This window comes from Nonomuraea sp. NPDC000554 (assembly GCF_040300065.1).
Classification (GTDB): Bacteria; Actinomycetota; Actinomycetes; order Streptosporangiales; family Streptosporangiaceae; genus Nonomuraea.
On record NZ_JBEPDC010000041.1, the window covers coordinates 35332 to 49559 of the forward strand.

Annotated in this window: 14 protein-coding genes; 2 read left to right on the top strand and 12 right to left on the bottom strand. The window is 70.6% G+C overall.

The window, feature by feature from the left end; all coding sequences use genetic code 11:
• The first annotated feature begins 262 nt into the window (after window positions 1-262).
• On the top strand, window positions 263-898 hold the full coding sequence (locus tag ABT294_RS46220) for a TIGR00645 family protein (RefSeq protein WP_350812878.1): 636 nt from the start codon (window positions 263-265) through the stop codon (window positions 896-898).
• A gap of 299 nt (window positions 899-1197) precedes the next feature.
• Here ABT294_RS46220 and ABT294_RS46225 read toward each other — a convergent pair whose 3' ends face one another.
• From ABT294_RS46225 to ABT294_RS46260, 8 genes are all read right to left on the bottom strand, one after another.
• A complete protein-coding gene (locus ABT294_RS46225; RefSeq protein ID WP_350812879.1) occupies window positions 1198-1599 on the bottom strand; it encodes a DUF3224 domain-containing protein in 402 nt (133 codons plus the stop codon).
• A 121-nt stretch (window positions 1600-1720) separates the two neighbouring features.
• Complete coding sequence (locus tag ABT294_RS46230; RefSeq protein WP_350812880.1) at window positions 1721-2338, bottom strand: rhomboid family intramembrane serine protease; 618 nt, start codon at window positions 2336-2338, stop codon at window positions 1721-1723.
• A gap of 242 nt (window positions 2339-2580) precedes the next feature.
• A complete protein-coding gene (locus tag ABT294_RS46235) occupies window positions 2581-3345 on the bottom strand; it encodes a crotonase/enoyl-CoA hydratase family protein (RefSeq protein WP_350812881.1) in 765 nt (254 codons plus the stop codon).
• Window positions 3346-3351: 6 nt separating this feature from the next.
• Entirely contained in the window at window positions 3352-4125 is a 774-nt protein-coding gene (locus ABT294_RS46240) for an SDR family NAD(P)-dependent oxidoreductase (protein ID WP_350812882.1), read from the bottom strand.
• 48 nt (window positions 4126-4173) lie between these two features.
• Window positions 4174-4512 carry an anti-sigma factor antagonist gene (locus ABT294_RS46245; protein WP_350812883.1) on the bottom strand — a complete coding sequence of 113 codons (339 nt, stop codon included), beginning with the start codon at window positions 4510-4512 and terminating at the stop codon, window positions 4174-4176.
• A gap of 411 nt (window positions 4513-4923) precedes the next feature.
• Window positions 4924-6231 carry an MFS transporter gene (locus ABT294_RS46250; protein WP_350812884.1) on the bottom strand — a complete coding sequence of 436 codons (1308 nt, stop codon included), beginning with the start codon at window positions 6229-6231 and terminating at the stop codon, window positions 4924-4926.
• A 10-nt stretch (window positions 6232-6241) separates the two neighbouring features.
• The gene (locus ABT294_RS46255) at window positions 6242-7759 is read right to left on the bottom strand and encodes an acetate--CoA ligase (protein ID WP_350812885.1); all 1518 of its coding nucleotides are present in this window, start codon (window positions 7757-7759) and stop codon (window positions 6242-6244) included.
• Window positions 7756-8517, bottom strand: a complete 762-nt coding sequence (locus tag ABT294_RS46260) for an enoyl-CoA hydratase/isomerase family protein (protein WP_350812886.1) — start codon at window positions 8515-8517, stop codon at window positions 7756-7758. The genes ABT294_RS46255 and ABT294_RS46260 overlap by 4 nt, the downstream gene beginning before the upstream one ends.
• 120 nt (window positions 8518-8637) lie before the next feature.
• Here ABT294_RS46260 and ABT294_RS46265 point away from each other — a divergent pair, with 120 nt between their 5' ends.
• Window positions 8638-9531 carry a LysR substrate-binding domain-containing protein gene (locus ABT294_RS46265; protein WP_350812887.1) on the top strand — a complete coding sequence of 298 codons (894 nt, stop codon included), beginning with the start codon at window positions 8638-8640 and terminating at the stop codon, window positions 9529-9531.
• A gap of 26 nt (window positions 9532-9557) precedes the next feature.
• Here the strand turns inward: ABT294_RS46265 and ABT294_RS46270 are convergent, their stop codons facing one another.
• The 4 genes from ABT294_RS46270 to ABT294_RS46285 all read right to left on the bottom strand — a co-directional run bounded on the left by ABT294_RS46270 (window position 9558) and on the right by ABT294_RS46285 (window position 14028).
• Window positions 9558-10292: an energy-coupling factor ABC transporter ATP-binding protein gene (locus ABT294_RS46270; RefSeq protein WP_350812888.1), complete on the bottom strand. Its 735-nt coding sequence runs from the start codon at window positions 10290-10292 to the stop codon at window positions 9558-9560.
• The gene (gene cbiQ, locus ABT294_RS46275) at window positions 10289-11044 is read right to left on the bottom strand and encodes a cobalt ECF transporter T component CbiQ (RefSeq protein WP_350812889.1); all 756 of its coding nucleotides are present in this window, start codon (window positions 11042-11044) and stop codon (window positions 10289-10291) included. Before cbiQ ends, ABT294_RS46270 begins: the two co-directional genes overlap by 4 nt.
• A gap of 4 nt (window positions 11045-11048) precedes the next feature.
• On the bottom strand, window positions 11049-12074 hold the full coding sequence (locus ABT294_RS46280) for an energy-coupling factor ABC transporter permease (RefSeq protein ID WP_350812926.1): 1026 nt from the start codon (window positions 12072-12074) through the stop codon (window positions 11049-11051).
• A 142-nt stretch (window positions 12075-12216) separates the two neighbouring features.
• Window positions 12217-14028: a glycosyltransferase family 2 protein gene (locus ABT294_RS46285; protein WP_350812890.1), complete on the bottom strand. Its 1812-nt coding sequence runs from the start codon at window positions 14026-14028 to the stop codon at window positions 12217-12219.
• Window positions 14029-14228 lie beyond the last annotated feature (200 nt).

Consider the following 14228-nt stretch of genomic DNA (forward strand, 5'->3'; position numbering starts at 1 on the left):
GGCCGACGCCGAGCCGATCAGCCGTTTCGCAGCCGGAGGACGGGCAGCCGGTCGGCCGTGGGCCCGCGGCTGGGCGGCCAGGTTCCGTTCACCGGGATGTCGCCGCGGCCGGGTTGAGTGGGCCAGGAGACCCCGCGGCCGGGCCGAGCAAGCCGGGAGCCGCCGTCAGGCCGAGCAAGCCGGGAAGCCGGCCGCGCCGCCGGGGTTGATCCGTTTCCGTAGACTTGCCGGGAAAACGCACACGATAAGGGGTTGCTCGCTTTTGTCCGCCATCTCCGGAACGGATTCCGCCCGCCCCAAGGGCCTCGGCTACCTGATGTTCGCCAGCCGCTGGCTTCAGGTCCCGCTCTACCTGGGCCTGATCGTGGCACAGGCGGTGTACGTGTGGCAGTTCATGGTGGAACTCTGGCACCTGATCTCCGCCGTCTTCCTCCATCCGGAGACCTCTCCGCAGCCCGCGCAGGCGGCCGACTCCTCGCCGGAGGTCGTCGTCATGCTCACGGTGCTGGCGCTGATCGACGTCGTGATGATCTCCAACCTGCTCATCATGGTGATCATCGGCGGCTACGAGACGTTCGTCTCCCGCATCAACCTCAACGACCACCCCGACGAGCCGGAATGGCTCTCACACGTCAACGCGAACGTCCTCAAGGTCAAGCTGGCGACGGCCATCATCGGCATCTCCTCGGTTCACCTGCTGCAGACCTTCATCAAGGCCAAGGACATCGCCAACGACAAGATCATGTGGCAGACCGTGATCCACCTGGCCTTCGTCGTCTCCGCCATCGGCCTCGCCCACATCGACCGCATGCTGTCCACCTCCCCCGCCGAACGCGTCCACGCCGACCAGGCCCCTCCGCCCGCCCACCACGCCGCCCAGCGCACCACGGCGAACTGACCGCCGCCTCTCCTCTCGCGCCCAGGCAGCTTTGCCACAGGCCACAGCGCCGCGTGAGCGGCTGCGGTGCGCGCTTCACGAGAGCGAGGACGGCCAGCGTTCCGGCGCGCTGGGAGGAGAGGCGGCTAAGGAGCCGCTCGTGTCCGGTCACGGCACGCTCGCGCCCTAGCGGTCACTCCCGCGCGAGCCTGCACCCCGGCGGCGGTCAGCAGCACCACCCGCCGTCGACAACCTGGCCACTGAGCCATGCAGCGGACCTTACGGTGAGGTCCATCGTCGTGACGAAGTCCCAGCGAGAATTACAGCGAATAGGTGAAGGTGTAGGGCACTTCATGCACCGCGACCTTGGCGGAGTAACTGCCCTGCCCGCGAAGTCCGGCGAGTTCGCCGGTGCCCGAGCCGTCGACCACCGCGAAGGTGGCCTCGATCCCCTCGGCGCTGTACCGAAGCTCATGCTTGATCATGAATGTTCCGCTGCGTCCGGCGACGCTGCCTTCGATGCGTTCGAGGCCGTGTGCGGTCGTCGTTCCGGAGGCGAACCCCGGGCCCACGTAGTGCAGGAGATAGTCGCAGGCGGACGTGCCCTGGATCAGGCCGTTGTAGCGGTTCTCGGTGTGGGCGTTGGCAAAGCGGGGTTGTCCTTCTTCGCCGCTGACGACCTTCTCGTCCCAGACGGTAACCGTGAAGGTGTTGTCGCTCATGCAGGTCTTCTCCTTGCCGTTCTCGCTTACGCCTCCCATGCTATTAGCCATACCTGACAGGGCCTGTCAGGTATCTGGGCACGGCTGCACGACCGTCGAGGACGGGGTCTTCGTCGGGACGTCAGAGCGTCGTGACGGGCTTGCGGCGCAGGACCCAGGCGGAGACGACGCCTCCGATCAGCCCGAACAGGTGGCCCTGCCAGGAGATGCCCTGCTGGTTGGGCAGCAGGCCCCACAGGATCGAGTAGTACGCGATCGCGACGCCGATGCCGATGACGATGTCCAGGGGGCGGCGGTCGAACAGGCCGCGGGCCAGGACGTAGCCGAAGTAGCCGAAGACCAGGCCGCTGGCTCCGACCGTGATGACGCCGGGGCTGGTGAGCCAGGTGCCCAGGCCGCCGATCAGGATGATCAGGAGGCTGGCCGAGAGGAACCTGCCGATGCCGCGCAGGGCCGCCAGGAAGCCGAGGATGAACAGCGGCAGCGAGTTGGCCATCAGATGGCCGAAACCGACGTGCAGGAACGGCGCGAAGAGGATGCCCGGCAGGCCGTCAGGGTCGAGCCCCACGATGCCGAACTCCCTGTCGAGGGAGCCGTTGAGCACGTAGTCGAAGATCTCGACGATCCACATGGTGGCCACGACCGCGACCATGATGAGCAGGGCGCTCAGCGCCCCCGACAGGAGGGTGCCGGTGTTGCGCTTGGCCGACTCGAACGCGGACCTCGAATAGTCGCTCATGCGCCCCTCCTGCTGGATGTCCTTCCCCTTTACCGTACGTAGGAAGGGTTATGCGCGCGCTAAGAAAGTTCACCCACGCTGCCGGTGCCGTGAAAGGCGGCCTGGGGCGGCCTCCAGCCACCGGCTCGAGAACCCCTTGGTGGTCCGAGGAGGAGCGCCCCACGCGCGCGGGGGCGCTCCTGCCGTGCGACTCCAGGAGCGCCCCACGCGGGCGGGGCGCTCCTGTGACGGTCGGGGCGGGGTTACTCGCCCTTCCACTGCGGGGCGCGCTTCTCGGCGAAGGCCGCCGCGCCCTCCATCGCGTCCTTCGAGCCGAAGACCGGGTGGATGATCGGCCCCTGCCGCTTGAACATCTCGTCCAGCGGCCAGTCCTGCGACTCGATGATGACCTTCTTGGTGGCGGCCAGCGCCAGCGGGGCGTTGGCGGCGATCTTGCGGGCGAGTTCCAGCGCGCCCTCCAGCGCCTGCCCCGGTTCGGTGACCCGGTTGACCAGCCCCAGTTCGTACAGGCGCGACGCCGGGTAGTGGTCGCCGGTCAGGGCGATCTCCATGGCGACGTGGTACGGGATCCGGCGCGGCAGCCGCATGATGCCGCCCGCCCCCGCCACCAGCCCGCGCTTGGGCTCCGGCAGGCCGAACTTGGCCTCCGTGGACGCCACGACGAGGTCGCATGACAGCGCCAGTTCGAAGCCGCCCGCGAGCGCGTACCCTTCGACGGCCGCCACGAGCGGCTTCTTGGGCGGCGCCTCGGCGAGGCCGCCGAAGCCGCGCCCCTCGACCACCGGAAGGTCGCCGGACAGGAACCCCTTGAGGTCCATCCCCGCGCAGAAGGTGCCGCCCGCGCCGGTCAGGACGTACGCCGAAATTTCCGGACGGGCGTCCAGCGTGTCGAGCGCCTCCGCGATCCCCCGGGCCACCGCCCCGTTCACCGCGTTGCGCGCGGCGGGACGGTTGATCGTGATCACGGCGACGCCGCTGGACTCCTCGACGAGCACTTCGTCAGACACGGGACCTCACTTGGGCTGGAAGCGGATACCACCGTCGAACCGGACGACCTCGGCGTTCATGTAGTCGTTCTCGATCAGCGACCGCACCAGGTGCGCGAACTCGTCGGCGCGCCCCATCCGCTTCGGGAACACCACCGGCGCCACCAGCTTGGCCTTGAACTCCTCGGCGTTGGCCGCGAAGCCGTAGATCGGCGTGTCGATGATCCCGGGGCAGATCGTGTTCACCCGCACGCCGATCGCCGCCAGGTCGCGCGCCGCGGGGACGGTCATGCCCACGATGCCGCCCTTGGACGCGGAGTAGGCGAGCTGCCCGGTCTGCCCCTCCAGCGCCGCGACGGACGCGGTGTTGACCACCACGCCGCGCTGCCCGTCGGCGTCGACCGGCTCGGTCTTGGCGATGGCCGCCGCGCCGATGCGCATGAGGTTGAACGTGCCGACCAGGTTGACCTCGATGACCTTGCGGTAGCTGGCGGGGTTGTGGGGCTCGCCCTCACGGTTGACCGTCCGCTCGGCCCAGCCGATGCCCGCGCTGTTCACCACGACGCGCAGCGGCTTGCCGGTGGCCACGGCCGCGTCGACGGCGGCCTGCACCTGCTCGTCGTCGGACACGTCCGTCCTGGCGAAGACGCCGCCCAGCTCGTCGGCGACGGCCTTGCCGCGTTCCTCGTTGAGGTCGGCGATGACGACGGTGGCGCCCTGCCGGGCGAGCTCGCGGGCGGTGGCCTCGCCGAGGCCGCTGGCGCCACCTGAGATGATTGCTGCGGATCCGTTCACGTCCATATCCCGGACCCTAACCCGCCTACCGAATGAAGTTCTACTCGGGGCCGGTTAAATCTCACCAACGGCGCTGTCGACGTCGCTGTACACCTTGATCCGCCGGTCGAGCCCGGTGGTGCGCAGGATCCGCGCCACCGGGGCCTGGGGGCCCGCCAGCGACACCCCGCCGCCCTCGCCGGTGGCCAGCCGCCACGCCTCGATCAGCACGGACAACCCGCTGGAGTCCATGAACGAGAGCTGCTGGAGGTCGAGGACGAGCCTGGCGCCGTCCTGCTTGATCGCGTCGCGCACCTCGTCGCGCAGGAACGGTGCGGTGAACAGGTCAAGTTCGCCCTCCACGGCCACCACCACGGCATCACCCATCGCGTGTCGCGCAAGCCGCAGCTTCATTTGGCCCCTCCTCGATGAGCCACTGTACTTCGACATCCCCTGATACCGAGCATGCGGAAACCATGATCAGTCGTATGCGGAAGGACGGGACGGAACCGGGCGTGCGCCGGCCGTCCGTCGCGGTCAGCCCGCAGAAGGCCGCCATCCGCCGGACGGTGATCGCACCGGCGCCGCCGGCCGCGCTGTCCGCCCTGGTGGGGATGGGTGTGGGGTGGTCAACAACGTCGCCGTCACGCAGCTGGGCATCGTCTTCCTCGTCGTCCCGGGGGGCACCACGCTGGAGGTGCTCACCAGACCTACCCGCGAGGCACGCGGATTCAACGTTGGAGACCAGATTGCGCGAAAGCGCCGCCATCGAGGTCCGAGCAGAGAGGTCCGAGGAGAGGGGATGGCGACGCGGCGGGCCGGCCGTCAGCGGGCCTCGGCGCCCCGGTCCAGCGGCAGGTCGCGGGTCTCCTTGAAGGAGACCAGCACCACGACGGTCGACACCGCCGCGACGGCCACCAGGTAGAAGCCGGGCGCGATCGCGCTGCCCGACGCTGAGACGAGCCCGGTGGCCACGAACGGCGCCGTCCCGCCGAACAGGACGTAGGCGGCCGTGTAGCCGATCGCGGAGCTGCTGGCGCGCACCTTGGCCGGGAACATCTCCACCAGTGCGGGCACGTTCGAGGTGCCGATCACCGCGACCAGCATGGCCAGCAGGGACGTGCCGACCATCGCGCCGGCCAGGTTCACCCCCATCAGCCAGAACGCGGGCAACGGAAAGAGCACGAACCCCGCGCAGGCGACGATGAGCATGGGCCGGCGTCCGAACCGGTCGCTGGCCGACGCCGCGAACAGGCACGCCACGCTGTAGGCGAGCATCGACACGACGTTGGTGAGCTGGGCCTGGCTCTTTGAGTAGCCGAGCTCCTCCGACATGTAGGCGATCATGTAGCTGCTCATCAGGTAGTACCCGACGGCGTTGGTGATGCTGTAGCCGAACAGCGTCGCGATCTGGCGGCCGCACCGCCGCACGGCCTCCCGCAGCGGCGCCTGCGCGACCGCGTCGCGCTGTTCGAGGGAGCGGAACACGGGCGTGTCCTCGACCTTGGAGCGCAGGTAGAGGCCGATCAGTCCGAGCGGCGCCGCGAGCAGGAACGGGATGCGCCAGCCCCAGCTCTGCAGGGCCTCCACGGACAGCGCGGACGTGATCAGGAACCCGACGCCGGACCCCGCCACGCTGGCCAGCCCGACGGTCACCGGCACGGCGGCGGCGAAGCGGGCCCGCCGCCCCTCGGGCGCGTACTCCACGATGAAGGCCGACGCCCCGGTGTACTCGCCACCGGTCGAGAAGCCCTGCGCGCACCGCAGCAGAAAGAGCAGGATCGGCGCGGCCACGCCGATCACGGAGTAGACGGGCAGGATCCCGATGAGGAAGGTGGCCCCGCTCATGGTCAGAATCGTCAGCGCCAGCATCCTGTTGCGGCCGAGGCGGTCTCCGTACCTGCCGAAGAAGGCCGCGCCGAGCGGGCGGGCGACGAACCCGCCCGCGAAGATCGCCCAGGTGGCCAGCAGCGCGGCGGCCTTGTCGTAGCCGGGGAAGAACAGCCCGGCGATCGTCGCGGACATCACCGCATAGGCCGCGGAGTCGAACCATTCGACGAAGTTCCCGATCGCGGAGGCCAGCGTGACCTTGCGTTGGACGGCCGTTCGGGTGTGGGGGGTGTTGTCGATCATGGCCTGCTCCTCATGTCGTGTCACGCAGCCGGAGCCGCGCGCGCTGGATCTTTCCGGTCGCCGATCGAGGCAGTTCGTCGACGAACTCGATCAGCCGCGGGTAGGCGAACCGCGAGTGGGTGGTCTTGGCGAACTCGCGGATCTCCCGCGCCAGCTCGTCGCTCGGCCGGTAGCCGGGCGCGGTCCGTACCCAGGCCTTGACCGCCTGGCCGCGCACGGGGTCGGGCACCCCGGCCACGCCCACGTCGGCGACCGCCGGATGGGCGCGGAGCGCCTCCTCGATCTCGTCGGGCCCCACCCGGTAGCCGGACGTCTTGATCACGTCGTCGGTGCGGCCGAGGAACCAGTAGTACCCGTCCTCGTCGACCCGGGCGTGGTCCTTGGTGTGGAACCACTCGCCGCCGAACACCTCGGCGGAGGCGTCCGGCCGGTTCCAGTAGCCCAGCGGGAACTGCGGGTTGCTCCGCGCCCGCAGGCAGATCTCGCCGACCTCGCCCACCGGAACCGGCTGCTCGGACTCGTCCAGCAGCGCCACGTCCCAGCCGGGCAGCGGACGCCCCATGGAGCCCTCCTTGACCGGGACGCCGGGGAAGTTCCCGATCAGCGGGTAGGACTCGGTGGAGCCGTAGTAGTCGAGCAGGGTGACGCCGAACTGGTCGCGGAACCAGCGGATCAGGTCGACGGTGAGCGGCTCGTTGGCGCAGCACACCGTACGCAGGCGCTGCGCGTGGCGCAGACCGGCATCGGGCAGCTGCTCGCGCATCTTGCGCAGGAACGTCGGGTTGACCAGCCCGGTCGTCACCCCGTTCCGCGCCATGCTGGCCAGCAGCCCCTCCGGGTCGAACCCGGCCTCGGGCCGGTACACCAGGTGCGTCGCGCCGGCCCGCAGCGGCCCCATGAGCTTGGCCATCGACCAGGCCCACTCCCCCGCGCCGTAGAAGACGTCGCCGGGACGCAGGTCGTGGCAGTGCCTGAACTCGTTGTGGCCGAGCAGCGTGCGGTGCGCGTGCACGATGCCCTTGGCGGGCCCGGTCGTGCCGGACGTGTAGAAGATCAGCGCCGGGTCGTCGGCGGCGGTGTCGGCGTCGTCGAACTCCGGAGCGAGCAGCGCGATCGCCGGGTCGTCCACGTCGACCACGGTTCCGCCGTAGTCGCCCGCCCTCCGCACCTCGGCGGCCTCCGTGACCAGCACGGACGCGCCGGAGTCGGCGAGCCGGTAGGCGATCTGGTCGTCGGCCCACAGCAGCGACATCGTCACCAGCACGGCCCCGGTACGCAGCACGCCGAGGTAGGTCGCCGGGGTGTCGGTCCGCTGCGCCAGCATGACCGCGACGCGGTCGCCGGGCCGGACGCCGAGCCGGTGCAGGTAGGCGGCCACCTGGCGGGAGCGGTCCTGCACCTCGCCCCAGCGGACCTCCTGGTGCAGCCCGGTGTGGTCCTCGAAGATCAGTGCCAGGTTCTCGCGTGGATGGCGGTCGGCGACGTCCACGGCCATGTTGTAGCGCTCGGGCACCTCCCACTCGGTCATCGCGCCCGCCCGCGGAGGAATCGGGCCATCTCCCGCTGGGGCTCGCCGGTGGCGTAGGCGGCGGCGTGCACCTTCTTGGCCGTCCGGACGGCGTCGGCCAGGGCGTCCTGTTCCAGGTCCCTGAGGCGTCCCTTGGTCAGGGCGACCGCGCCCTGGGGCAGCGCGGCCAGCTCCTTCGCCTGGGCCACCGCCGCGGGCAGCACCTGGTCCTGGTCCACCAGCCTGGTCAGCAGCCCGAGCCGTTCGGCCTCGGCCCCGTCGACCAGCCGTCCGGTGAGCGCGAACTCGGTGGTCCTGGCGCGCCCGAGGACGTGCCACATGGCCCAGATGCCGGTGATGCTCGGGATGCCCGACAGCACCTCCGGCTGGCCCATCCGGGTGCCGGAGTGGCCGATGCGCAGGTCGGCGAGGAGCGCGAACTGGAACCCCGATCCGGCCGCCACCCCGTTCAGCGCGGCCACGCTGGGCTTGTCGAGGTCGAGCAGCGCGCGGTAGAGCTCGTCGAAGCCGTCGATCCAGGCGTCGGACGCCGCGTGGTCGTCCGGGTCGATCGTGGCCGTCTCGCCCAGGTCCTGGCCGGCGCAGAAGGCCCGTCCGGCGCCTGTGAGCACGACCGCGCGCACCTCGGGGTCGGCGCCGGCCGCGCGCAGCAGCTCGATCAGCCTCGCGCGCATCTCCGCGGTCCAGGCGTTCAGCTTCTCCGGCCGGTTCAAGGTGATCACCGCGACGGGTCCGTCACGGTCCAGCAGTACGGTCACAAGCGTCCCTTCGCAGGTCAACAGGTTTCCGGCGATACAACCAGGTGCCGCGGGACGCTGGCCAACATCAATGTGGACTGCCGGCGATATCAGAGCGATATGGCAGATATGGTCGCTTCGATGGAGCTACGTCATCTGCGGTATTTCGTGATGGTGGCCGAGGAGTTGCACTTCGGCCGGGCAGCCGAGCGGCTGCACATGGCGCAGCCTCCGCTGTCGCAACGCATCCGCGACCTGGAACGGGAGCTGGGCGTCAGGCTGTTCGACCGGAATCCGCACCGGGTCGCGCTCACCGAGGCGGGCGCCCTCCTGCTCGAACACGCCCGCGGTGTGCTGAGCCGCGCGGACGCGGCCCGCGAGGCGATCCGCCGCATCCGTCCCGGCGCGTCGGGGGTGCTACGCGCGGGCGTGCCGCCCGACACGACGCCGATGACGCTCAGGACCCTGGTGGCGGCCTTCACCGCGCGCATCCCCGACGTCCTGCTCGAACTGCACGAACTGACGACGCACGTCCAGCTCGCCAGGCTGCGCGCGGAGGAGCTGGACGTCGGCCTGATCAGGCACCCGTGCGACACGGTCGGCCTGGAGTCGAGCCCGGTCGTTCACCGCAGGCTGGGCGTGGTGCTGCCCGCCGAGCACCGCGCGGCCCAGCAGGACGTCGTACGGCTCCGCGCCCTCGACGGGTCCCCCCTGGTGATCTTCCCCAGGGAGATGGCGCCCCAGCTGTACGACCACATGCTGGAGGCGTGCCGCGACAACGGCTTCCTGCCCAGCGCGATCAGGCACGCGCGCAACCCGCACTTCGTGCACGGGCTGGTCATGGCGGGACGGGGAGCGCACCTGAACGAGGAGCCCTACGACGCGCTGCCGGCCGGCCTGGTCTGGCGTCCGATCGACGAACCCCGCCTGACCTGGTCCACCTCGGCCGTGTGGCTGCCCGCGCAGAGCGGTGAGGTCGTCGCCGCGTTCGCCGAGAGCGCGCTGGCCGGGCTGCGCGAGGTCGGCCACACCTAGCCGTCTCCCAGCGAGCGGCTGTCTTCCTAGCGCGCGGGAATGGCGAAGCCGTACGGGAGTTCCAGGCGGTGGGCGGCGAGCAGGGCGGAGTCGGCGAGCAGCTCGCCGGTGGGCCCATCGGCCGCGATCACGCCGTCGGACAGGATCAGCGAGCGCTCGCAGAGCTCCAGCGCGTACGGCAGGTCGTGGGTGACCATGAGCACGGTCACGTCCAGCGAGCGCAGGATCTCGGCGAGCTCCCTGCGGGCGGCCGGGTCGAGGTTGGACGACGGCTCGTCCAGCACCAGGACCTCCGGCTGCATGGCCAGCACGGTCGCCACCGCCACCCGGCGGCGCTGGCCGAACGACAGGTGGTGCGGGGGCCGGTCGGCGGCGTGCAGCATGCCGACGCGCTCCAGCGCGTCCTTGACGACCCGGTCCAGTTCCTCGCCCGTGACGCCCGCGTTGGCGGGCCCGAAGGCCACGTCGTCGCGGACGGTGGGCATGAAGAGCTGGTCGTCGGGGTCCTGGAAGACCAGCCCGACGCGCTGCCTGATCTCCTTGAGGGTGTCCTTGCGCACCGGGGTGCCCGCGACGGTCACGGTGCCGTGCCCGGCGCTCAGGATGCCGTTGAGGTGCATGACCAGCGTGGTCTTGCCCGCGCCGTTCGGCCCGAGCAGCGCGACGCGCTCGCCCCTGGCGATCGCGAGGTCCACGCCGAACAAGGCCTGGGTCCCGTCGGGGTAGGCGTAGGCGAGCCTGCTGACTTCGAGAGAGTTCACAGCGACAGTCCTAGTACGGCGAGAGCCACGGCCGGCAGGGCGAGCGCGACAGCCCATTGCCCCACCGATGCCGAAATTTCCTGCATTATCGGCATCCGCCCCGCATAGCCTCGGCTGAGCATCGCCAGATGCACTCTCTCACCCCGCTCGTACGAGCGGATGAACAGGGCCCCGGCAGAGCGTGCGATCACCGGGATGTGGCGGAAGTTCCGCGCCTCGAACCCCCGGGACTCCCTGGCGATCCGCATCCGCCGCATCTCGTCCACGATCACGTCCAGGTAGCGCAGCATGAACGTGGCGATCTGCACCAGCAGCGTGGGCACCCGCAGCCGTTGCGCGCCCACCAGGATCACCCGGGGCTCGGTCGTGGCCGCGAGCAGGATGGACGCCACCACCCCGAGCGTGGCCTTGACCAGGATGTTCCACCCCGCCCACAGGCCGGGAACGCTCAGCGAGAGGCCGAGCACGCTGGTGCGCTCCCCCAGCCCGATGACCGGGATGAGGAAGGCGAACAGCACGAACGGCAGCTCGATCACCATCCGCCGCAGGACGAACGCGGGCGGTACCCGGGCCGCCCCCGCGACGACCGCCAGCATGACCGCGTACAGCCCGAACGCCCAGAAGTTCTCGCGTGGCGTGGCCACCACCACGATCGCGAAGGCGATGACGGCCAGCAGCTTGCACTGCGGCGGCAGCCGGTGCACGACCGAGTCGCCGGGCCGGTAGAGCTGGTGGTGGTGCCCCGCACCCATCGGGCTAGGCCCTGACCTTCGTGCGGTTGCGCGCCGCGTAGGCCACGATCCCGGCGATGAGCAGGGTCAGCCCGACGCCGATGACCCCGGCGATGCCCACAGGGATACCGCCCGCGGCACCGTAGTCGCCGAGCGCCCACGAGCCGAGCGCGTGGTCGGTCGCCTTGTGCAGGAAGCCCTTGCTCTCGGCGACGGCCTCCAGCCCGTCGGGGCTGGAGGAGGCGAAGAACGACACGACCCCGGCCAGCACCAGCGTCAGCCCGACACCGCCGAGCAGGAACGGCCTGAGCCCGCCCGGGGCGGGAGCCGGCCGCTCCTCGGCGCCCACGGTGACCGTCGCGCCCCCGGCTTCGCGCAGTTCCAGCGGCTTGGCCAGGCCGCGGGCGCCGTGGACGAGGTCGGGCCTGACGGCCAGCACCGCACCCACGGTCAGCGCCGTGATCACGCCCTCGCCGATGCCGATCAGGACGTGCACGCCGCCCATCGCGGCGGCCACGGTGCCCACGGCGATCGGCGAGGTGCCGCCGATCCAGAACAGCAGCGTGAACACCAGCGCCGCGGACGGCACGGAGATCAGCGCCGCCAGGAACGCGGCGGCGGTGACCCCGCCCTTGCCCCGCGCGACCCTGCTGACCAGCCGGAACACACCCCAGCCGACCAGGACGGTGACGATGCCCATGATCGTGACGTTGATGCCGAGCGCGGTCAGCCCGCCGTCGGCGAAGAAGACGCCCTGGACCAGGAGGACCACCGCCATGCACAGCACCCCTGTATAGGGCCCGACGAGTATCGCGGCCAGCGCGCCCCCGAGCAGGTGTCCGCTGGTGCCCGCGGCGACGGGGAAGTTCAGCATCTGGACGGCGAAGATGAACGCGGCGACGAGCCCGGCCATGGGCGCGGTCCTGTCGTCGAGTTCCCGCCGCGCGCCGCGGAGGCAGACCGCGACCCCGGCAGCCGCGACGACCCCGGCGGAAACGGACACAGCTACATTGAAGAAGCCATCGGGTACGTGCACGACCAAATCCTCCACTAGGCACGGCAACGCGCCTATTTTAGGACACGGACTTGCACCTGCACATAGGTGGCAATTAGTGAACAATCGCGGAAGGCAACGAGGCGGCCCGTCACAGCTCGGCCGCCCGCGGGCCCCGTGGCGACCGGGCAGGCCGCGGCTAGCGGAGCACTCTGCTGAGCAGGCCACGCGCGGTCAGCGTGCGGACGACCGTGCTCAGCCGTCCCTTGCCGGACGTCGCGTACGGACGCACGGTGCGTACCATCCACCACCTGCGCGGCGGCGCGACCGCCCTGGCATCGGTCTCGATCCTGAACCGCGCGGGCGGGCCGCCCAGGTCCAGTTCCAGGTAGGCGTCCCAGGTGCCGGGCTCGAGCCGGCCGAGCGCGGGCCTGGCCACGAAGCCGCCACCGGGCAGCGCGAGGACCCGCTCGGCGCGCTCGCTGCCGGTGCGCCGCTCCCGCCAGACCAGCCTGCGGGTGGCCGACGCCGGCGGGAACGTCCCGATGACGGTGATCTCGCCGTCGATGACCAGCTTGCGGCCGAGCGTCCACCTGGTCCTGGTGAGCCGGGCGGTGCCGGGCACCGCGAGCACGTGCCCGCCGACGTCCACGCTGAGGTTGCCGTTCTCCCTGGTGAAGTACGGCAGGATCGCCACGCCGCGGATCAGCCGGGGCGCGGGCGGCGACGCGTCGGCGTCGCGGTCGGCCCCGAGCCTGCCGTGCCTGACGACGCCCTCCATCTCGATGGCGATCCGCAGGTCCCAGACCCCGGAGGGCAGCGCGCCGATGGGCACCTTGGCGGTGAAGCGGGCCCCGTCGCGCTCGGCGGGGACGACGAGCGGCTGCCCCACGCCGCGCCGGGCCCCGACCACGACGGACACCCGGTCGGGCCCGCTCATCCCCGCCAGCCCGGCCGTGCCGGACACCACCAGCCGGTCGCCCTCCCAGCGCAGCCCGGTGATCCGGCGCTGCACGGCGGCGCCCGCGATCCGGGCGAGCCGCACCAGGCGGTCGACGTCGTCGAGCGAGGCGAGCCGCTGCGCGTCCATGCCGCTCAGCCGCTCGCGGACGCCGGGCGTCAGCCACTCGTCGCACAGCGCGGCCACCTCGTGCGCGATCTCCTTGCGCCGGACGTCATCAGCCGCCAGGAACGGCTCGCCGAGATGGGCGAACACGTCGAGTTTGAAGTGCCGGCTCAGCAGGTGGTCGCGGCGCGGCCCCGGCGGGACGTGCTCGGCCATGAGCCGGATCGGCCCCCTGATCATCGTCATCCAGCCGATCGGGTCGCGGCTCTCCGGCCGCTGCATGATGCTGCTGCCGTCGGGCCTGGAGACCAGGTGGTAGCAGTCGTGGTCGGCGACCACCGAGATGCCCTGCGCGTGGCAGTAGGCGTGCACGGTGAACAGGATGTCCTCGCCGACGAGCATGCCCTCGCCGAACCTGATGTCGTGCCGTTCGAGCATCTCCCTGCGGAACAGCTTGAAGCAGCTCAGGCTGTTGTAGACGGGACTGTCGGTGAGCCCGGCGCGTTCCAGGTTGCGCTGGAACATCGAGACGGGGGCGCGCCTGCCGTGCCCGACGACCTTGCCGAGGACGATGTCGGAGCCGTTCCTGTCGGCCGCGGCCACCATCCGCTCCAGCGCCTCGGGGCCGAGGTAGTCGTCGGCGTCGCAGAAGAACACGTACCGCCCGGTGGCGTGCTCGATGCCGACGTTGCGCGGACGTCCGGCGCCGCCCGAGGGCTCCTGGTGGATGACCTTGATCCGGTTGCGGTGATAGCTGGCGTAGAGGTCGAGCAGCTCGGCGCTGCCGTCGGTCGAACCGTCGTCGACGACGACGATCTCCTTCTTCACCCGCTGGACGAGCGCGGCGGTCAGGCATCTGTCGAGGTACGGCCGGCAGTTGTGGACCGGGATCACGACGCTGACGTCAACCGCATCGTCGTCGCCGCCCGTTGTCGTCGTCACCACAGCCGCGCCCCTCAACCGTCACGTTCCGCTGCCATTTGATTTCAGTATGTGACCTCGGGCGTGCCCCGCGCGGCCGATCCGTCGTCTTCGTACCGGCCCATTTCCCGTCCCCACGCAAACTCCGGCATTCTTCGAAAGGGCTGGTAAATCCAGCGACTATCTACAATTTGTCACCGTCGAATCGCATTCGGTAAGGCTCT

Bases quoted from the DNA above. Each gene is read 5' to 3' on its own strand.
- ABT294_RS46225 (WP_350812879.1), bottom strand. From the start codon at position 1,599: ATGAGCGACAACACCTTCACGGTTACCGTCTGGGACGAGAAGGTCGTC.
- ABT294_RS46265 (WP_350812887.1), top strand. From the start codon at position 8,638: ATGGAGCTACGTCATCTGCGGTATTTCGTGATGGTGGCCGAGGAGTTG.
- ABT294_RS46250 (WP_350812884.1), bottom strand. From the start codon at position 6,231: ATGATCGACAACACCCCCCACACCCGAACGGCCGTCCAACGCAAGGTC.
- ABT294_RS46255 (WP_350812885.1), bottom strand. From the start codon at position 7,759: ATGACCGAGTGGGAGGTGCCCGAGCGCTACAACATGGCCGTGGACGTC.
- cbiQ (WP_350812889.1), bottom strand. From the start codon at position 11,044: ATGGGTGCGGGGCACCACCACCAGCTCTACCGGCCCGGCGACTCGGTC.
- ABT294_RS46240 (WP_350812882.1), bottom strand. From the start codon at position 4,125: ATGGACGTGAACGGATCCGCAGCAATCATCTCAGGTGGCGCCAGCGGC.
- ABT294_RS46230 (WP_350812880.1), bottom strand. From the start codon at position 2,338: ATGAGCGACTATTCGAGGTCCGCGTTCGAGTCGGCCAAGCGCAACACC.
- ABT294_RS46245 (WP_350812883.1), bottom strand. From the start codon at position 4,512: ATGAAGCTGCGGCTTGCGCGACACGCGATGGGTGATGCCGTGGTGGTG.